Origin of the sequence: Blattabacterium cuenoti (genome assembly GCF_014252015.1) — a bacterium.
GTDB lineage: Bacteria > Bacteroidota > Bacteroidia > Flavobacteriales > Blattabacteriaceae > Blattabacterium > Blattabacterium cuenoti_U.
The window spans coordinates 518,640-539,814 of record NZ_CP059206.1 but is presented as its reverse complement, the minus strand read 5'-3'; the positions used below and the strand labels follow the sequence as shown (position 1 = coordinate 539,814).

The following is a 21,175-nucleotide window of genomic DNA, read 5'->3' as shown; positions in this document are numbered from 1 at the left end:
TTATCCTAAATAAGGTTTAAGTATTTTGCTTCTGGAAGAATGTTTTAGTCTTTTTAATGCTATACTTTCAATTTGTCGAACTCGTTCTCTCGTTAAATCGCAAGATTGTCCCACTTCTTCTAAAGTCATAGGTGGAGATCCATTTAATCCAAAATGTAAAATGATAACACGACGTTCTCTTTCACTTAAAGTTTCTAGAATCCTTTTTATATCTTTACGTAAAGATTCTTTTTCCAAATGTTCATCTGGACGAGGAGATTCGTCTGATCTAACTAAATCATATAAATTGGAATCTTCTCCTTCTATTAATGGAGCGTCCATAGATACATGTCTTCCTGAATTTTTTATGGATTCTTCAACATCTTTTTCACTCATATCTAAATATTCTGCTATTTCTCTTACGGAAGGTGTTCTTTGCAATTCTTGCTCAAGTTGAGCAAGAGTTTTTAGTATTTTATTTAATAATGCTAATTTATTTGTAGGTTGTCTAATAGAACGTGATTGTTCAGCGATAGCTTGCAAAATAGCTTGTCTAATCCACCAAACAACATAAGAAATACATTTGAACCCTCTTGTTTCATCAAAACGTAAAATTCCTTTTATTAAACCTAAATTTCCTTCATTAATTAAATCACATAAACTTAGTCCTTGATTTTGATATTGTTTTGCTACAGAAACAACAAAACGTAAATTTGCATTCACAAGTTTATCTATAGCCGAAGAGTCTCCTTCTCTTGCTCTACGAGCGTATTCCACTTCTTCTTCTGGAGTTAATAATGGAATTTTACCTATTTCATGAAGATACTTATCTAACGATTCAGATTCGCGATTTGTTACTTGTTTAGTAATTTTAAGTTGTCTCATATTTTTTTTATATTATTTTCTTTCTTAGGACGTGGTAAAAGTACTTTTCTAGAGAGTTTCATTTTTTTATTTTTTTCATCCATTCCCATAAATTTTACATCAATAATATCACCTATATGCAACTCTTCTTCTATATTATTCAATCTTTTCCATCCTATTTCCGAAATATGTAACAAACCTTCTACTCCTTTGGAGATTTCAACAAAAACACCAAAATCTTTTATAGATTTTACTTTTGCTTTATAAACTTTTCCTAATTCAGGAACAAAAGCAATTTGTTTAATTCTGTTAATAGCTTTTTCTATTTTTTCATAATCTTTTCCAACGATTTCAATGTAACCTAAATTCCCTTTTTCTTCAATTAATATATTTGTATTTGTACATGATTGTATTTCTTGAATCACTTTTCCACCGGTTCCTATAACTGAACCTATAAAATCTTTTGGAATATTAAAAGTATATATTTTTGGAGCATTAGGTTTCATTTTTTTTCTATATTTAGGTAAAACTTCCAACATTTTTTCTAAAATAAAAATACGACCTTCTAGAGCTTGCATTAAAATTTGATTTATAAGATCGTATGTTACACTTTGCATTTTTTTTACATCCATTTGACAAGCTGTAATTCCACATTTAGTTCCTGTTATTTTGAAATCTAAATCTCCAAAATGATCTTCTTCTCCCATTATATCTGAAACAATAACTTTTTTATTATGTTCGATAAACAACCCCATAGCAATTCCAGAAACAGGATTTTTTATAGGGATCCCTGCATCCATTAATGCCAAACTACCAGCACAAACTGTAGCCATAGAAGACGATCCATTAGATTCCATAATATCAGAAACGACACGAATTGTATATGGATTATTGGGGATAACATTTTTTAATGCACGTTGAGCTAAATTTCCATGACCTACTTCACGTCTAGAAACTCCTCTTATAGAACGTATTTCTCCTGTAGAAAAAGGTGGAAAATTGTAATGTAAATAAAATTTTTCCTGATTTTCCATAATAACATTATCAATTCTATTAGCATCTAAAGAAGATCCTAATGTGACTGTAGTTAAAGATTGAGTTTCTCCTCTTGAAAATAAGGCAGAACCATGCACTCCAGGTAAATAATCAACAAAACTAGATATTGAACGTATTTGTTTATTAGTTCTTCCATCTAATCGAACACCTTTTTTTAAAATTAAATTTCTAATTATCTCTTTTCTAATTTCTTCAAAAAATTGGTCAACAATAGCTTCTTTTTCTTCTGTTATAAATTTTTTTTTAAAATCGTTGAGTATAATTTTTTCTTGAATAGATCTATTTTTTTTATCTAAAAAGTTTTGATAAACTTTATCTATTTTTTCATATGAGAATGAAATAAGTTCTTTTTTTAATATTCTATTTTCTTCTTCTTGAGAAGAATTTATTGATTTTTCATTATCAAAAATACAAAAATTATTTTTTGACAATTTACCCACTAAACGTATTTGAGCTTCTATTTGTGTTTTTATTTCTTTATGAGCTGTGATAACAGTTTCTAAAAATTCATTTTCTTTTATTTCTTTCATTTCCCCTTCTATCATAAGAATAGAATGATTAGAAGCTCCTACTATCAAATCTATATCGGCTTCTTTTAACTGATCTAAACTAGGATTAATAATAAACTTTCCATTCATACGTATGATACGAATTTCTGATATAGGACCATTAAAAGGGATTCCTGCCACTGATAAAGCTGTAGATGCAGCTAATCCAGCTAAACCATCTGGTAAAACAGTTTTATCATATGAAAGTAACGAGATCATGATTTGTATTTCTTTTTTAAACCAATCTGGAAATGTAGGTCTCAAAACACGATCTACTAATCTCATCGTTAATATTTCTTCATTAGAAGGTCTTCCTTCTCTTTTAATAAAACCACCAGGAATTTTACCTCCTGCAGAATATTTTTCTCTATAATCTACTGTTAAAGGCAAAAAATTAGTTTCTTTTTTTGTTTCTTTAGAAACGACCACAGTTGCCAAAAGCATTGTATCTCTTGCACGTACTATAGCAGCTCCATCTGCTTGTTTTGCTAAACAACCTGTTTCTATAATGATAGTACGACCATCTTTCATGGAAATGGTCTCTTTTACTATGTCTGGCATATTTTTTTTTTGTTTTCTATATAACTATAGAAATATTTTATTAATTTTATTTTCTTAATCCTAAATGTTTTATTATATTTTTGTAACTATCAATATCATGCTTTTCTATATATTTTAGCAATTTTTTTCTTTTTCCTACCATTTTAACTAAAGCTCTTTCTGTATTAAAATCCTTTTTATTATTTTTAAGATGGTTATTTAAATGATTAATCCTATAAGTAAATAAAGCAATCTGAGCTTTGGAAGAACCTGTATCGTAAACAGATGTTCCATAAGTTTTGAATATTTCTTTTTTTTTTTCTACTGTCATAATAAAACTATAAAGTTAAAAATATTTTTTTGAAATTAATTTCTATTTTTTTCCATTTTTAGAATAGAATCAATATATCTTCTGTCATTGGATAAACGTGGAACTTTATTTTGTCCTCCTAATTTTTTATGTTTTTTTAGCCAATCATAGAATAAACCATTTCTTGCAACATATATAATAGGAGGACCTAAAATTATATTTTTGTATCGTTTAATTTCGTAATCCGAATTCAAAGATTTTAATTCATTATCCAAAATATTTCTAAAATCACATAAATTTTTTGGACATTTTTTAAATTCTATAATCCATTCATGAGCTCCAGAATTTTTTTGATTCATATATATAGGACCTGCAGTATATTCATGAATAATGGAATTTGTTTTCATGCAAGTTTTATTTAAAGCTTTTTCTGCATTTTCAACAATTAATTCTTCTCCGAAAGAATTTATATAATGAGTAGTTCTTCCTGAAATAGAAATTCTATATGGAGATAAACTAGTAAACTTTACAGTATCTCCAACTATATATCTCCATAGTCCTGCATTAGTAGAAATAACAAGTGCATAATTTTTATTTAATTCTACCTTATCAATAGTAAATATTTTAGGATCTGTATTGTTTATTTCTTCTGTAGGAATAAATTCATAAAATATCCCATGATTTAATAATAATAAAAGATCTTCAACATTTTTTTGATCTTGTACAGCAAAAAAACCTTCTGAAGCACTATACACATCATAATAGTTAATAGATGTATCGAACAATTTTTGATATTGATAAATATAAGGTTTTAAACTTACCCCTCCATGAAATATAACTTCTATATTAGGCCATATTTCATTTATTTTTTTTTTGTCAAATTCTTTTAATAATTTTTTCAAAAAAATCAATAACCAAGAACAAACACCTAATAAAATTCTAACATCTTGATATCCTGTATTTTTTACTATATTTTCTAATTTTCTTTCCCACTCACTCATTAAAGCTATTTTTTTACTAGGTACACAAATATTTTCAGCCCAAAAAGGCATGTTTTTAATCAAAATGGAAGATAAATCCCCATAAAACGTATTATATTTTCTATGTAATTCATAACTTCCACCTAAACGAACCGTTTTTCCAAAAAATATTTTTGTTTTGGGATGATTATGAATGTAGATAGATAACATATCTTTTCCTGCTTTGTAATGACATTTATTCATAGATAATTTGGTTACAGGAATGTATTTACTTCTACTGTTAGTTGTCCCAGATGATCTGGCAAACCATTTAACTTCTCCTGGCCATAATATATTTCTTTCTCCTTTACGAATTCTTTTAATATTATATTGTAAATCGGAATATTTACATATGGGTATTCTTTCAGAGAATTGTTGATACTTTTTAATTTCACGAAATCCATATTTTTTTCCAAATTCGGTATCTTTTGCATACCAAATTAATTGATTTATTAATTGATTTTGTATTTCTATTGGATAACGCATAAAAAACTCTATATTTTTAATTCTTCTTTTAAGAAAAGCAGATGTAAAATATCCAGATAAATACTTTATCATTACGAAAAAATATATTAGTTAAATATTAAAAAATTGTATCATTTATTTTTTTTGGCTAAGTAAAGAGAAACAATTCCAAAAGTTAATTTTTGTGTATAAATCGGATTTAATTTATGATATTTTAAAAGATTATTCATTTTTTTGTTGCAATAGGGAAAAGATAATATAGATTCCTTTAAATAACTGTAGGCAAAATGGTTTTTTGATATAAAATTTCCGATTTTTTTTATAAAAAATAAATAAAAATAATAAATTTTTCTTATCCAAAAATTGGAAGGTTTGGAAAATTCTAAAATGGCTAAAATACCTGAAGGTTTTAGAATTCTATATATTTCTTTAACAGAGTGATGAATATATTGGAAATTTCTAATTCCAAAACCAATAGTTACTATATCAAAAGTTTCATTTTTGAACGGAATATTGTTTGAATATCCTTGTATTGTTTGAATTCTTTTTTCCAAAAAATTGTTTTTTATTTTTTTTTCAGCTATTTTCAGCATTTTATCAGATGGGTCTAATCCTATAATATAGGGATATTTGAATTTTTTAGCTAATAAAATAGCTAAATCTCCAGTACCAGTAGCTAAATCAAGTATTTTTTTAATTTTTTTTTTCCTAAAACTAAATTTGTATAATAAATGAATTACTTTCTTTCTCCATATAAAATCTATTCCAAAAGATGATATATGATTGATTAAATCGTATTTATTAGCAATATGATCAAACATATTTTTTAATTTTCCTTCTTTTGAAGAAAGAGAATATTTATTCATAATATTTGAAATTTACTTCTTAAATTAAGAAAAATAAGAAGAAAAAGAATGATTCTTTATATTGTTTTTTTACTTTATTATTATTTGATTTAATTTTTCAATTAAAAGAAAAGAAATGATTCGATCAATCATTACAGGTACGGGACATTATTTACCCAAGAATATCATAAAAAAAGATCATTTTCTAAAACAAAAATTTTACGATAAAAGAGGATTAAAAATTAAAAAATCTAATGAAGAAATCATTAATAAATTTCAAAAAATTACGGAAATAGAGGAAAGAAGGTATATAAATAAGGGGTTATTTAATTCTGATATAGCGGCTATGGCCGCAAAAAAAGCTTTGGTTAATTCTAAAATTAATAAAGAAAAAATAGATTATATCATATCGGCTCACAATTATGGAGATATTCATCCTATATCTTATCAATCTGATTTTATGCCTTCTATAGCTGCTAAAGTAAAAAATAAACTTCAAATAAAAAATAAAAAATGTCGACCATATGATATGATTTTTGGTTGTACAGGATGGATAGAGGGAATGATTCTTTCGGATCAGCTTTTACAAGCTAAATATGCTAAAAATATATTGATTACTAGTTCTGAAACTTTATCTAAAGTTATAGATCCACATGATAGAAATGCAATGATTTTTTCAGATGGAGCAGGAGCAGCAGTTCTATCTTCTATAGAATATTTAGAAGATGAAAAATATGGGATCATTCATTATGATACTCAATGTGATAATAATGATGAATTATATTATTTGACTAATGGTCCTTCTTTAAATCCCAATTATAAAAGATCTTTAGTTAATATTAGAATGAATGGAAGGAGAATTTATGAGTATGCGTTAACAGAAGTTCCAAATATGCTAAAAAATATACTTGATCACGCTAATTTACATCTTAAGGATATTAAAAAAATTCTCATACATCAAGCTAATGCTAAAATGGATTATGCTATTTTAAAAAGATTATTGAAATTGTATAATTATAATATCCTAAGTAGGAAGGATTTTATTTCAAAAATAATGCCTATGACAATACAAAAATTTGGAAATTCTTCTGTTGCTACTGTTCCTACTTTATTAGATTTAATTCTTAAAGGAAAAATGCCTCCTCATGAAATTAAACCTGGAGATATAATTCTCATGGCATCTTTAGGAGCTGGAATGAATATTAATGGAATGATTTACCGTTTTCCAATTTCCAAAAAAAATAAATATGAAAAAAAAAATACATCCAAAAAATTATAGACTTGTTGTTTTTAAAGATATTAATAACGAAAAAATATTGATTTGTAAATCAACAGTTACAACAAAAGATTCTATTCATATAGATGGAAGTGATTATCCATTATATAAAATGGAAATATCTAGTTATTCACATCCATTTTTTACTGGGGAAAAGAGATTTTTAGGTAAAACAGGTCCTGCAGAAAAGTTTAAGAAAAAATACGAAAAGTATAAAAAATTATAAAATATATATATGAATTTCATATTATATGATGGAATAGAATGGAAAAAATTATTTCCTATAACGCTTACTAGACCTGTATCAGAAATTCGATTAGGATTATTTACAATAAAAGAAAGATGGGAAAAATACATTGGAAAAAATGTAAATCATATTATGACACAACCTTTTCTTTCAAAGAAATATTCAAAAAAAAAATATTCATTTTTTGAGAATGTATTCTTGATCAATTCTTCATTTCTTCCTAATGAAGAGTTAATTAAAATTCTTCTTTCTTTAAAAGAAAATGAAACCATTTTTTTTAAAGAAAAAATGATTGCTATAAAAAAGAATTTTTTTTCAGAAAAAGAAGATCTTCTTCCTTTATATTTAAATAAATGTCAAAAAACATATCATGTAAAACGAGTTATTCATATTCAATATCCATGGGACATATTTATAAACAATGAAACTATATTAAAAAAAGATTTTATGTTTTTCACAAAAGGAAAAAAATCTTTCTCTTTATTGGGAAAAAATTATGTTCTTTGTAAAGAAGAAATTTTTTTGGAAGAAGATATAAAAGCAAATAATGTTGTATTAAATGCTAAACTTGGCCCCATATATATTGAAAAAGGAGTTAAAATTATGGAAGGATCCATAATCAGAGGGCCAGTAGCTATTGGAAATAACACTATATTAAATATGGGATCAAAAATATATGGAGGTACAACAATAGCTGCTTTTTGTAAAGTAGGAGGAGAAATTTTCAATTCTGTGATTTTTTCCTATTCTAATAAGGTTCATGATGGATTTTTAGGAAATTCTATTTTAGGAGAATGGTGTAATTTAGGTGCTGGAACTAATATTTCTAATTTGAGAAATGATTATCAAAAAGTAACAATTTGGAATTATGAAAAAAAAGATTTTGTTCCTACTAATTTACAATTTATTGGGATAATCATGGGAGATCATTCTAAATCAGCAATAAATACTCAATTTAATACAGCTACGATTGTAGGTGTTGGTGATAGTATTTTTGGATATGGATTTCCTTCCAGATATATTCCTTCTTTTTGTTTAGGAGGTATTCAAATGAAAAAAAGAATTTCTTTTAATAAAGTTTGTGAAACTGTTGAAATTGTAATGAACAGAAGAAATATAAATTTTTCTATTTTAGATAAAAAAATTTTAGAATATTTATATCAATTGTTGGATATTTAATTAATTTTTATTTATATCATATCATACATATGAAAATAAAATTTTCAATAAAAGTTATTTTATGCTGAAACATAATTTAGGGTATCCTCGTATAGGAATACGAAGAGAGTTAAAAAAAGCTAGTGAAGCTTATTGGTCAAATAAGATTGATTCTAATTCTTTATTTGAAGTAGGGGAAAAAATAAGAGAGGAAAATTGGAAATTACAAGAAGAGGCTAATTTAGATTTAATTCCATGCAATGATTTCAGTTTTTATGATCATGTTCTAGATATGTCCTTATTGTTGGGAGTGATTCCAGAGTCTTATCATTCTATTCCAGTAATTCATAATAATATTGATTTATATTTTTCTATGGCTAGAGGGTTTCAAAGAAATGAATGGGATATTAAAGCTATGGAAATGACAAAATGGTTTAATACTAATTATCATTATATAGTACCAGAATTTGATAAAAATCAAAAATTTTCAATTTTTTCAAATAAAATTTTTGATGAATTAGAGGAATCTAAAAAAATATTGAAATCTATAAAAAAAATTAAACCTGTATTAATTGGACCTGTATCCTATTTATTTTTAGGGAAAGAAAAAGAAAAGTCTTTTCATAAAATGGATTTAATAGAAAATATAATTCCTATTTATATAAAAATTATAAAAAAATTAAAAAATGAAGGAATTAATTGGATTCAATTAGATGAACCTATTTTAGTTTTAGATATGTCTGAAAAAGAAAAAGAGGCTTTTAAATATGCTTATGGTGAAATATCTAAATTTTGTTCTGATATCAATATTATGTTAGCTTCTTATTTTGATGGAATGTCAGAAAATATGTTTCTTTTTCAGGATATGTCTATTCAAGCATTGCATATAGATTTAGTGGAAGATTCAGAACAGATGGAAAAAATCCTCTCTTTTTTTTCAAGAGAATCAAAAATGATTTTATCTTTAGGACTTATTGATGGAAGAAATGTATGGAAAAACAATTATGCTAATTCTGTTCAAAAAATAGAAAATGCGATAGAATCTATAGGAGAAGATAGAATTATGATAGCTCCTAATTGTTCTCTTATACACGTACCTATAGATATAGAGTATGAACATTCTATTCATATAGCAATCAAAAATAGAATGTCTTTTGCAAAACAAAAAATTTACGAATTAAATGATTTAGTAGAAATTGTAAAAGGAAATAAAAATATTTTATTCAAAAATTCTTCTTTATTAGAAAAATCATCCTCTATTTTTTATGATCAAAAAATAAAGGAAAGAATGACAAAAATAACAGACCAAGATATACAAAGAAATAATCATTTTTATATTAGACAAAAAAAGCAAAAAAATAAGTTTCGTCTTCCTCTATTTCCTACTACTACTATAGGATCTTTTCCACAAACGAAAGAAATTCGTAGTTTGCGTAACAAATTACGAAAAAAGGAGTTGAGTCAAGAAAGTTATAATGAAAAAATTAAAGATTTTATTGTAGATGTTATTAAAAAGCAAGAAAAAATAGATTTAGATGTCCTGGTTCATGGAGAGTTTGAAAGAACTGATATGGTAGAATATTTTTCCGATAAATTAAAAGGAATTCTTTCTACTAACAATGGATGGGTTCAAAGTTATGGAAGCCGTTGTGTTAAACCTCCTGTTATTTATGGAGATGTTGGTCGTATTAGCGATATGACTGTTGAATGGATATGTTTTGCTCAATCTAAAACAAAAAAATTAATGAAAGGCATGCTAACCGGTCCCGTAACAATTCTACAATGGTCTTTTGTGAGAAATGATCAACCTATATATCATACTGCTTATCAAATAGCTTGGGCTATTCGAGAAGAAGTTTTATCCTTGGAAAAATCTGGGATTCAAATTATTCAAATAGATGAACCCGCCCTAAGAGAAGGATTACCTTTGAAAAAAAAGAATTGGAAGTCTTATTTTGATTGGTCTATTAAGGCCTTTCGTATTTCTTCAAGTGGAGTAAAAGATGAAACTCAAATACATACACATATGTGTTATAGTGAATTTAACGATATATTTGAACATATAGCAGATCTGGATGCAGACGTTATCACTATGGAGACATCTAGATCTAAAATGGAATTGTTAAAAGCTTTTTCAGTTTTTTCTTATCCTAATGAAATAGGTCCAGGAGTATATGATATTCATTCTCCAAGAATTCCTACCGTAGAAGAAATATTTGACTTAATCAAAAAAGCTTCAAATAAATTACCTATAAAAAATATTTGGGTTAATCCAGATTGTGGATTAAAAACTAGAAAATGGGAGGAAGTATTGAAATCGCTTCATAATATGACAAAAGCAGCAAAAATAGCTAGAAAAAAATTAGTTAATTCATCTTGAAATTTGAAAAAAAGAAATGTGTATATTTTCATGTTGACCTAAAAATTTATAAATGATTTTACATAAAAAAGAAGAAATAATAAAAAAGGAGTTTCAATTCCTTAAGAATTGGGAGGAAAAATATGAATATTTGATAGATTTGGGAAATAAATTGCCTAAAAAATCTTATAAGTTTAGGTCAGAGGAAAAATTAATTCATGGATGTCAATCTAAAGTTTGGTTAGAAGCTAAATTTGATGGATCACGTATTTTTTTTGAAGCAGATAGTGAAGCGTTATTACCCAGAGGGATGATTGCTATTATGATTCGAGTATATTCAGGTCTTTTTCCTTTTGAAATTATTTATTCTAATGCTAATTTTATTTATGAAATAGGATTTCAAACTTTCCTATCTCCTATTAGAGCTAATGGAATGTTTTTATTTTTAAAAAAAATAAAGTTTTACGCCATAGCTTTCCATACCAAAACTTCTATTAGATCAAATGGTAGAATTTAAAAAAAAGTGATATGTTTCAAACCATTAATCCTGTAGATAACAATGTATTAAAAACTTATTATTTTTTATCAGATAAGAACATTAATATTAAATTATCAGAAGCTCAAAATGCATATAAAGAATGGAAAAATTTTTCCTTTGATTCTAAGATTAAATGTATCATGAAACTCTGTTTTTGCATGCAGAAAGCCATAGATATTATAGCATATTCCATTACTAAAGAAATGGGGAAGCCCATTACTCAATCTTATGCAGAGATCAATAAAAGTATTAATTTGTGCCAATACTATTCCAAATTAGAAGAATCTATTTTTACTAAAAAAATTCATACTGAATATGAAATTTCTTATGTCAAGTTTGAATCTATAGGTGCTATATTAGGGATTATGCCTTGGAATTATCCTATTTGGCAAACAATTAGATCTACTATTCCTAATTTATTATTAGGAAATATAATTATCATTAAACCTGCTCTTAATACAACAGGATGTTCTCTTATTTTAGAGAAAATATTCTTAGAATCTGGTTTTCCTAAAGGAGTTTTCCAGGTTTTATTAATAGATGTTAATAAGATAGAATCCGTTATTGCACATTCTATTATACAAGGAGTTACTTTTACAGGAAGTACTTTAACTGGGAGCATTATAGGATCATTATCGGGAAAATATGTTAAAAAATCTGTTTTGGAATTAGGAGGAAATGATGCTTTTGTAGTTATGAAAGATGTAGAAAATATAAAAAAGATAGCAAAATTAGCTACAGAATCTAGATTAAATAATACAGGACAAACATGTATTTCTGCAAAAAGATTTATTGTAGATAAAATGATCATGGATGATTTTATAGATGCAGTCATGCAAGAGATGAAAACATATCATAAAGGAGATTTGTATGATGAATTAACCAAAATAGGCTATATTTCTCGTAATGATTTATCTGATAAATTACATCAACAATATAAAAATATTATATTAAATGGAGGTAAAATATGTTTAGAAATTACCAGAAATGGTAATTTCTTTTCTCCTTCTTTATTGAAAATAGAAAATGATAATTCCATAGTGAATAAAGAAGAGATATTTGGTCCAATAGGAATAGTTTATTCTTTTTCTCAAGAAAAAATAATTCCTGATATTGTCAATAATACACCATACGGACTTGGAACTTCTATTTGGACAAAAGATTTAGAAAAAGCGGAAAAAATATCAAGAGAAATAGATACTGGAATGATTTTTATTAATGAAATTGTAAAATCCGATCCACGTTTTCCTTTTGGAGGAGTTAAAAAATCTGGATATGGTAGAGAATTATCAGCTTTATCTATAAAAGAATTTTCTAATTGTAAAACTTTAATTATAAAATAATTATAAATTTTTTCGCATCCTTGCAACAGGAATATGCATTTGATCTCTATATTTAGCGATAGTTCTCCTAGCTATTAAATATCCTTTTTCTTTAAGTATATTGGATAATTTTTCATCTGTAAGAGGTTTTTTTTTATTTTCTTGAGCTATTGATTCTCCTAATAGTTTTTTGATTTCAATAGAAGAAATTTCTTCTCCTTCTTGATTTATCATTTTTTCAGAAAAAAAGCTTTTTATTAAAAAAGTACCATATGGTGTATTAACATATTTACTATTAGCTACACGTGAAACAGTAGAAATCCCTACTCCAATTTTTTGGGAAATATTTTTTAAAATCATAGGTTTTATTTTAATTGGATCTCCAGTTAAAAAATATTCTTTTTGATAATTCATAATAGCATTCATAGTTAACATTAATGTATTTTGACGTTGTTTGATTGCATCCACAAACCATTTTGCTGAATCTATTTTTTGCTTTAAAAACATAATGGTTTTTTCATCTTTTTTTACATTTTTTTCTGATTTATTTTTATAAGATTTTAATATATTTAAATATAAAGATGACACCTTTAATTCTGGTATATTTCTTTGATTTATAGAAAGTTCTAATTTTTCATCTGAAATATATATATTAAAATCCGGAATAATATGATCCAAATTTTTAGTATTATCAGAATAAATTTTACCTGGTTTAGGATTTAATTTTTTTATTTGATCAATGGCTTTTCTTAAATTTTTTTTTGTTATTCCCAATTTCATTTGTAATTTTTGATAATGTTTTTTTACAAAAGATTCAAAATGATATCGTATAATTTTTTCTGATAAAAAAATTTCCTGATTCATTTTTTTTTTATCTAATTGAATTAATAAACATTCTTGTAGATTTCTGGATCCTACTCCTATAGGATCTAATTTTTGTATATAATCTATCAGTAATTTTTCTATTTTCTCTGTAGATACTGATATTCCGAGTATTAAAAAAATATCATCTGCTATAGATGTTATTTTTCTTCTAATAAAACCATCATCATCGATATTTCCTAATATAAAATCAGCAATTAATAAATCTTTTTCATTCAAACGAAATGTATGCAATTGACTTTTTAAATAGTCTTGAAAAGAAATTCCAGAAATAATAGGAATATATTTTTGCACACTGTAATTTGGATTGTTTATTTTAAAATCTTCAAATTCGTCATCACTTAAATATTCATCCATATCAGAAAAATCTACAGTTTGATCTTCCGTAAGGTCATTTTCTAATTCTAATATATCTGAAGACTCTTCTAAATCTAAATCCGAACTATTTTCTTCTTCTAATTCTAAAGCGGGATTTTCTTCTAACTCTTGTCGAACTTTTTGTTCAAAATCTAAAGTAGATAATTGGACTAATTTCATTAATTTGATTTGTTGCGGAGAAAGTTTATGTTGTCCTTTTTGCAATAACTGTTGTTTTAACATATCTTAAAATTCTGCATTTTTTGGAGTTCTTGGATATGGAATAACATCACGAATATTATTCATTCCTGTTACAAATTGAACTAAACGATCAAAACCTAAACCAAAACCGCTATGAGGTACAGATCCAAAACGACGTGTATCTAAATACCACCAAAGTTTATTTTTATCAGTATTTGTATCTTTCATACGTTGTAATAACATATCATAACGTTCTTCTCTTTGAGATCCACCAATAATTTCTCCTATTTCAGGAAATAAAACATCCATAGCTCTAACTGTTTTTCCATCATTATTCATACGCATATAAAAAGCTTTAATACTACAGGGATAATCAAATACAATTACAGGAATTTTAAAATACTTATCAACTAAATATTGTTCATGCTCCGATTGTAAATCCATTCCCCAAATAATTGGATGCAAAAATTTTATATTTTTTTTCTTTTCTTCTTCATCAAGAATTTTTATAGCTTCTGTATAACTAATTTTCTTAAATGGAAATTTTAAAATAAGTTCTAATTTTTCTAAAAGATAATTTTTTTTCTTTTGGTTCCATTTTTCCAAATATTTATTTAAAAAAATAAGATCTTCCATGCTATTATCAATAATATATCTAATAATAAACTTTAGAAAATTTTCAGCTAAATTTATGTTTTCTTTCAGATGATAAAAAGCAATTTCAGGTTCAATCATCCAAAATTCAGACAAATGTCGTGAAGTATTAGAATTTTCTGCTCTAAATACAGGACCAAAAGTGTACACTTTTCCTAATCCTAGGGAAGCCGTTTCCGCTTCTAATTGTCCGGATACACTAAGATAAGTCTTACATTTAAAAAAATCTTTTTCATAATCTACTAGTTTTTTTTTTAAATCCATAGTTGTAATTTGAAACATTCTTCCAGTTCCTTCACAGTTTAAAGTTGTAATGATTGGAGTGTGAAGATAGAAAAAACCATGTTCATGAAAATATTTATGTATGCAAAAAGCTATATGATGACGTATTCGCATAATACAACTAAAAATATTTGTTCTAAAACGTAAATGAGCTTGTTCACGAAGTTTTTCTAAACTATGCTTCTTAGGTTGCAAAATAGATTTTTGAATAATTACTGGATCTACTGATTCATATATGGTTATTTTCAAAGATTGAAGTTCAATATATTGTTTTGTCCCTATACTTTTTTTTACTATTCCTATAACTCTAATTGAACTTCCAATTGTTATTTTTTTTATAAGTTTTTTATCCAGTTTATTGGATAAAATAATTTGCAGATTTTGAATGGTAGATCCATCATTCAAAGTAACAAAAATAGAATAACGAAAAGAACGTATCCATCCTTCAATTAATACTTTTTTATCTATAAATAATTTTCCTTTATTTAATAACTCTTTAACTGAATATTTTTTGACCATTTTATATTCTTAATATTTCTTTTTCCTTCTGAAGGAAGAAGTTTTCTATTTTGTCGATATATTCAATCGTCATTTTTTGTATACGATTTTCTCCTGTTTTAGAAACATCTTCTGATATTTTTAATCTTTTTATATATTTTTTGCTTTTATTGCGAATATTTCTAACAAGAATTTTTGCATGTTCTGTTTGTAACTTTATTTTCTTCATAAAATTTTTTCTACTTTCTTCTGTGATTATAGGTAAATGTATATGAATAGAATCTCCTTTATTAGTAGGCATAAAACCTAAATTAGCATTGATAATAGCTTTATCTATATCTGAAATAATAGAACGATCCCAAGGATGAATTGAAATATTCATATTATCTATAATAGAAATATTGGCAACTTCCATAAGCGGAAAAAAGGTTCCATAACATTTTATTTTGATTTTTCCTAAAAAAGAAGATACAGATTTACTACCCAATCGAATACGATGAATTTCTTCTTTTAGTTGTTTCAATATTTTTTCCATATCTATTTTACAACAGCAAAAAATGTCGTTTAATTCATCCATAATTTTATTTTTTTTTAGAAACCATAGTTCCTATTTCTTCTCCAGAAATTACTTTTTTAAAATTTCCTTTTCTATTAATATCAAAAATAATAATCGGTAAATTATTTTCATTCCCTAAAATGAAAGCAGTTTGATCCATAACTTTGATTCCCATTTTATATGCCATATCAAAAGATATATTTTTAAGTTTTTTAGCACATTTATTTTTTTCTGGATCAGTTGTATAAATTCCATCTACTCTAGTTCCTTTTAATAATACATCAGCCTTTATTTCTATAGCACGTAAAACAGCGGCTGTATCTGTAGTAAAATAAGGATTTCCTAATCCGGCTACAAATATTACGACTCTTCCTTTTTCAAGATGGTGAATCGCTCTATCTATACCAAAAGGTTCTGCAATTTCATCCATTCTAATAGCTGTTTGAATATAGGTACATATTCCTACATTTTCTAAATATGATTGAAAAGCTATACCGTTAATAACGGTAGCTAACATCCCCATATAATCTCCTTCAATACGATTTATAGTTTTTTCCTTTATTCTAGAAAATCCTCTATATATATTTCCACCTCCAATAACTATTGCTACTTGAGCTCCCATATCTACTACTTTTTTGACTTCTTCAGCATATTGTTGAAAACGAGTAGAATGAAGTCCAAATTCGTTATCTCCCATAAGAGCTTCTCCACTTAATTTCAATAATGATCTTTTGTACTTCATGAAAAATATATTTTAGCGTTTTTTTCGTAAAAAAATAAAGGATATTATGGAAAAATTCCTAATTTTTCATAAGAATCTATAATTTTATTTATAGCTAGTACAAATGCTGCAGTCCGCATGTTTTCTATCTTCGATGATTTTTTTAAATCACGAATTTTGTGAAATCCATTGATCATTGTATCTTCTAAACCACTACGTATCAAATCTATTTCTCTTGGACCTCTTAGAATGATTTTTTTTTCTTCTTTTGAAATTTTTTTATTACAAATTGTTTCTATAACTTGTAATAATTCTGCATTCATATTTTCGCTAAATTTTTTTTCCATACGTCCATAACGTACATGACTTAGATTTTTCAACCATTCAAAATAAGAAACGGTAACTCCTCCTGCATTTAAATAAATATCTGGAACTATAATCACACCTTTTTTTTCCAATATTTCATCGGCTTCAGGAGTAATAGGTCCATTTGCCGCTTCTCCAATAATTTTAGCTTTAATACGATTTGCATTATTTCTATGAATTACATTTTCTAACGCTGCTGGAATCAAAATATCGCATTCTAATTCTAAAGCTTTTTCAGTATTTTCTATATTTTTTGCTTCTGGAAAATTTAATATGGATCCAGTATTTTTTAAATGTAAAAAAACTTTTGATACATTTAATCCTTTTTCGTTATAAATAGCCCCTTCTCTTTCTGCTAAGGCTATTATAATAGCTCCTGCTTCATGAAAAAAAGTGGCAGCATGATAACCAACATTTCCTAAACCTTGTATTATAATTTTTTTTCCTATTAATCCTAGATCAAGACCAACAAAATCCATCTCTTCTTTAACATGACATAATTCTCTTATACCATAAAAAACGCCTAATCCTGTTGCTTCTTTTCTTCCTCTAACACCTCCTTGAGAAACAGGTTTTCCTGTTACACAAGCTAATGCATCAACATCTCCAGAACGAAGAGATAAAAAAGTATCAAAAATCCAACTCATCTCTCTTTCTCCAGTTCCATAATCAGGAGCAGGAACATCTATTCCCGGACCAATAAAATTTTTCTTAATCAATTCAGAAGTATAACGACGTGTTATCTTTTCTATATTTTCTGATGATATAGTTTGTGGATCAATTTTTATTCCACCTTTAGCACCTCCAAAAGGAACATCTACTATAGCACATTTATAGGTCATTAAAGCAGCTAAAGTCATAACTTCATCTTGATTCACTTTAATACTATATCGAATCCCCCCTTTACAAGGGAGTTTATGATGAGAATGTTGAACTCTATATGCTTCAATAACTTTGATTTCTTTTCCTATTTTTACTGGAAAATGAATCCGAAATACAGCATTGCAGGCTTTAATTTGTTCCAAAAGACCCTTTTCAATAGAAAGAAATCGTGCAGCTTTATCAAAATTTTTTTCTATACAATTAAAAAAACTATATGCACTAGTTCTATTTTGATTCATAAGAAAGAGTTTTTACACATTTCTATAAAATGAAAAAAATACAAAAAATGAATGCTACATTATCGAGTACAAATCTACGTTTTATGTATAAATTTTAATCACCATAACACAATATGAATTAAATATTGGAATGTGAGGTTATTTCATAAAATTTATTTAAACAAAATATTTATTATTTTTCTAGGTATTAAAATTAACTTTTGCAAAATTTTTTCTTTCAAAATAAATTTTATTTTAGGATGACTCAATATTTTCTTTTTTATTTCTTCTGTTGAAATCCTAGAATCAAACTTTTCTAAAAATTTTAATTTTCCATTAAACATAATCGGATATGTTATTTCTTTTTTTACTATATATTTTGGATCAAAAACTGGAATGTTATAAAATATAATAGATTTTTTTTTCCCTAATTTATACCATAATTCTTCGGCTACATGAGGAGCAAATGGAGCTATTAATTGAACTAAAGGTTCAAGTATTTTTCTTTTATTACATTTTAATGTAGTTAGTTGGTTAGTTAAAACCATCAGTAAACTAATAGATGTATTCCAAGAAAAAGATTGCATTTTATTTTGTATTTTTTTTATAGTACAATGTAAAATTTTAAACTCAAGAAATGTTGGGTTTTCTTCACTTACTTGGAAAGTATTATTTTTATGAAATAAATACCAAAATTTATTCATAAAATTTTTTATACCATTTACTTTTTCTTCATCCCAACATTTAGACTGATTAATAGGTCCCAAAAACATTTCATGAATACGAAATATATCTATTCCATGTTTTTTACAAAAATCATCAGGGTTTATTACATTATATTTGGATTTAGACATTTTTTCCAATTTTCTTTTGCAAAAAAAAGTCCCTCTTTCTAAAATAAAAATGGATGAATAAAATTCAGGTTTATATTTTTTTAACCTTTTAATGTCTAATTCATTGTTTTCTTTAATTAAAAAAAGATCTACATATATTTCTTGAAAAGAAGAATATGCATGTTTTTTATTCATTAATCCATAAGAAACAAAAATATTTTCTCCTATTACTTTGAGTATAATAGCAGAATAACTCAAAATCATTCCTTGATTTAATATTTTTTTGAAAGGTTCCTCAGTAGTTATCCAGCCTCTATCCAATAAGAATTTATGCCAAAATCTGGCATAAATCAAATGACCTGTACTATGTTCAGATCCTCCAATATACAAGTCAACATTTTTCCAATAATTTTCTTTTTCTTTATCAAGAAAAAATTTATCGTTATGAACGTCCATATATCTTAGAAAATACCAACTTGATCCTGCCCAACTAGGCATAGTACTAGTTTCTATTGGATATATGTATTTATAATCAATCAAAGTATTAGGAACAATTTTCATATTTTTTTCATCCCAAGCCCAATTTTTAGCTCTAACTAATGGAGATTTTCCATCTTCAGGATGAAAATTATCTATTTCCGGAAGTATAATAGGTAATTTTTCAACGGGAATTGTTTTGGGAATTTTATTTTTAAAATAAATAGGAATTGGCTCTCCCCAATATCTTTGTCTGGAAAAAATAGCATCGCGAATTTTATAGATGCTTTTAATTTCTCCTATTTTATTTTTAATTAAAATTTCTATAATTTTTTCTTGTGCTTGTTTACGATTTAACCCATTTAAAAAATCAGAATTAATGCATGTTTCATTAACATCTAAAACTGTTTTTATTTTTATACCAAATTTTTTGGCAAATTTTTTGCTTTTTTCATCATGTCCAGGAATTCCTATTATAGATTTAGTTTGATTATTTACATTAAAAAAATTACTGATATAAATAGGAATCTTTTCATTTTTAATAAATGGATGGAACACATAATTTCCTGTAAAAACACCCGAAATATTTTCCGTATTTTCATTTATGCAAAATTCTTGAGCAAGATATGCTAAAACATTTTTATGATGTATAGAAGAAATACTTATTTTATTTACGATAGGATGATCTGTAGATAATATGATAAAAGTTATTCCAAATATCATTTCTGGATGAGAAGTAAATAACTCAATTTCATTTTTATTGATATTGGGAGTATCATCATTGATAAGATGAACAATTTTTAATAAAATAGAAGTTCCTATTAATTTTCCTATCCAATTACATTGTAAATTTTTTAAAGATTGAGAACAATCAATTACATTCAATCCTTTTATGAGTCTTTCTGCATATGCAGAAATTCTTATATGCCATTGTAACATTTTTTTTTTGTAAACAGGGAACCCTCCTCTTTCACTCTTTCCATTTTTTATTTCATCATTAGCTAATACGGTACCTAAACTGGGACACCAATTAACAGTATTGTTACATAAAAAAGCAAGCCTATAATCTAAAAGAACAGATTCTTTTTCATATGAATTTAATTTTTTCCATGTTTTTGAATTGAATTTATAATTTGACGTAGAACTTGCATTAATGAATTTATTTCCGTTTTTATTAAATTCTTCAATTAAAAGATTTATAGGTTTAGCTTTCTCACTATTTTTATCGTACCAAGAGTTAAAAATTTGAATAAACATCCATTGAGTCCAACGATAATAACTAGGATGGCTAGTATATAGTTTTCTATTCCAATCAAAAGAAAGTCCTATTTGATTCATTTGTTTTTTGTATCTACATGAATTTTCATGAGTGGTATCATAAGGATGTTTTCCTGTTTGTACTGCATATTGTTCTGCAGGAAGTCCAAAAGAATCGAACCCTATAGGATTTAAAACATTATATCCTTCTCCTCGTTTATATCTAGCATAAATATCTGATGCTATATAACCTAAACAATGCCCTACATGAAGCCCTGTTCCAGAAGGATAAGGAAACATATTCAAAATATAGTACTTCCTTTTTTTATTTTCTTTTGTGTGAAAAATATTATGTTCTTTCCAGTATATTTGCCAACGTTTTTCTATTTCACCAAAATTATATTCCATTTTTTTTTCTTTATAATTATGCATATAAAAATTACAATGATTTTATTACGTAATTTT

General features: G+C 26.0%; 17 protein-coding genes. 6 read left to right on the top strand and 11 right to left on the bottom strand.

Annotated features, from left to right (window positions below; all coding sequences use genetic code 11):
- The 5 genes from H0H50_RS02630 to ubiE are packed head-to-tail and all read right to left on the bottom strand — an operon-like array spanning position 1 to position 5,647.
- Positions 1 to 864 carry a sigma-70 family RNA polymerase sigma factor gene (locus H0H50_RS02630; RefSeq protein ID WP_185867074.1) on the bottom strand — a complete coding sequence of 288 codons (864 nt, stop codon included), beginning with the start codon at positions 862 to 864 and terminating at the stop codon, positions 1 to 3.
- Entirely contained in the window at positions 861 to 3,008 is a 2,148-nt protein-coding gene (locus H0H50_RS02625; RefSeq protein WP_185867073.1) for a polyribonucleotide nucleotidyltransferase, read from the bottom strand. Before H0H50_RS02625 ends, H0H50_RS02630 begins: the two co-directional genes overlap by 4 nt.
- Positions 3,009 to 3,054: 46 nt before the next feature.
- Entirely contained in the window at positions 3,055 to 3,318 is a 264-nt protein-coding gene (gene rpsO, locus H0H50_RS02620; protein ID WP_185867072.1) for a 30S ribosomal protein S15, read from the bottom strand.
- Positions 3,319 to 3,353: 35 nt separating this feature from the next.
- Positions 3,354 to 4,874: a GH3 auxin-responsive promoter family protein gene (locus H0H50_RS02615; protein WP_185867071.1), complete on the bottom strand. Its 1,521-nt coding sequence runs from the start codon at positions 4,872 to 4,874 to the stop codon at positions 3,354 to 3,356.
- Between the two features lie 38 nt (positions 4,875 to 4,912).
- Entirely contained in the window at positions 4,913 to 5,647 is a 735-nt protein-coding gene (gene ubiE, locus H0H50_RS02610; protein ID WP_185867070.1) for a bifunctional demethylmenaquinone methyltransferase/2-methoxy-6-polyprenyl-1,4-benzoquinol methylase UbiE, read from the bottom strand.
- Positions 5,648 to 5,762: 115 nt separating this feature from the next.
- Here ubiE and H0H50_RS02605 point away from each other — a divergent pair, with 115 nt between their 5' ends.
- The 6 genes from H0H50_RS02605 to H0H50_RS02580 all read left to right on the top strand — a co-directional run bounded on the left by H0H50_RS02605 (position 5,763) and on the right by H0H50_RS02580 (position 12,547).
- Positions 5,763 to 6,905: a 3-oxoacyl-ACP synthase III family protein gene (locus tag H0H50_RS02605; RefSeq protein ID WP_185867069.1), complete on the top strand. Its 1,143-nt coding sequence runs from the start codon at positions 5,763 to 5,765 to the stop codon at positions 6,903 to 6,905.
- The gene (locus H0H50_RS02600) at positions 6,874 to 7,128 is read left to right on the top strand and encodes a type B 50S ribosomal protein L31 (RefSeq protein ID WP_185867068.1); all 255 of its coding nucleotides are present in this window, start codon (positions 6,874 to 6,876) and stop codon (positions 7,126 to 7,128) included. Before H0H50_RS02605 ends, H0H50_RS02600 begins: the two co-directional genes overlap by 32 nt.
- Before the next feature lie 9 nt (positions 7,129 to 7,137).
- Positions 7,138 to 8,328, top strand: a complete 1,191-nt coding sequence (locus H0H50_RS02595; RefSeq protein ID WP_185867067.1) for a putative sugar nucleotidyl transferase — start codon at positions 7,138 to 7,140, stop codon at positions 8,326 to 8,328.
- Between the two features lie 61 nt (positions 8,329 to 8,389).
- A complete protein-coding gene (gene metE / locus H0H50_RS02590; RefSeq protein ID WP_185867066.1) occupies positions 8,390 to 10,687 on the top strand; it encodes a 5-methyltetrahydropteroyltriglutamate--homocysteine S-methyltransferase in 2,298 nt (765 codons plus the stop codon).
- Positions 10,688 to 10,739: 52 nt separating this feature from the next.
- Positions 10,740 to 11,183 carry a SufE family protein gene (locus H0H50_RS02585; RefSeq protein ID WP_185867065.1) on the top strand — a complete coding sequence of 148 codons (444 nt, stop codon included), beginning with the start codon at positions 10,740 to 10,742 and terminating at the stop codon, positions 11,181 to 11,183.
- An 11-nt stretch (positions 11,184 to 11,194) separates the two neighbouring features.
- Positions 11,195 to 12,547, top strand: a complete 1,353-nt coding sequence (locus tag H0H50_RS02580) for an aldehyde dehydrogenase family protein (RefSeq protein WP_185867064.1) — start codon at positions 11,195 to 11,197, stop codon at positions 12,545 to 12,547.
- On the opposite strand, the gene rpoN is transcribed toward H0H50_RS02580, so the two are convergent.
- From rpoN to leuS, 6 genes are all read right to left on the bottom strand, one after another.
- Positions 12,548 to 14,008 (bottom strand): RNA polymerase factor sigma-54, encoded by a 1,461-nt coding sequence (rpoN, locus tag H0H50_RS02575; protein WP_185867063.1) that lies wholly within the window; start codon positions 14,006 to 14,008, stop codon positions 12,548 to 12,550.
- Between the two features lie 3 nt (positions 14,009 to 14,011).
- Positions 14,012 to 15,421: an asparagine--tRNA ligase gene (gene asnS, locus H0H50_RS02570; protein WP_185867062.1), complete on the bottom strand. Its 1,410-nt coding sequence runs from the start codon at positions 15,419 to 15,421 to the stop codon at positions 14,012 to 14,014.
- A 1-nt stretch (position 15,422) separates the two neighbouring features.
- Positions 15,423 to 15,977, bottom strand: coding sequence for a ribosome-recycling factor (locus H0H50_RS02565; protein ID WP_185867061.1), 555 nt, complete (start codon positions 15,975 to 15,977; stop codon positions 15,423 to 15,425).
- Positions 15,978 to 15,981: 4 nt separating this feature from the next.
- Positions 15,982 to 16,698 (bottom strand): UMP kinase, encoded by a 717-nt coding sequence (gene pyrH, locus H0H50_RS02560; protein WP_185867060.1) that lies wholly within the window; start codon positions 16,696 to 16,698, stop codon positions 15,982 to 15,984.
- A 44-nt stretch (positions 16,699 to 16,742) separates the two neighbouring features.
- Complete coding sequence (locus tag H0H50_RS02555; protein ID WP_185867059.1) at positions 16,743 to 18,164, bottom strand: Glu/Leu/Phe/Val family dehydrogenase; 1,422 nt, start codon at positions 18,162 to 18,164, stop codon at positions 16,743 to 16,745.
- A 152-nt stretch (positions 18,165 to 18,316) separates the two neighbouring features.
- On the bottom strand, positions 18,317 to 21,118 hold the full coding sequence (gene leuS, locus H0H50_RS02550; protein WP_185867439.1) for a leucine--tRNA ligase: 2,802 nt from the start codon (positions 21,116 to 21,118) through the stop codon (positions 18,317 to 18,319).
- Positions 21,119 to 21,175 lie beyond the last annotated feature (57 nt).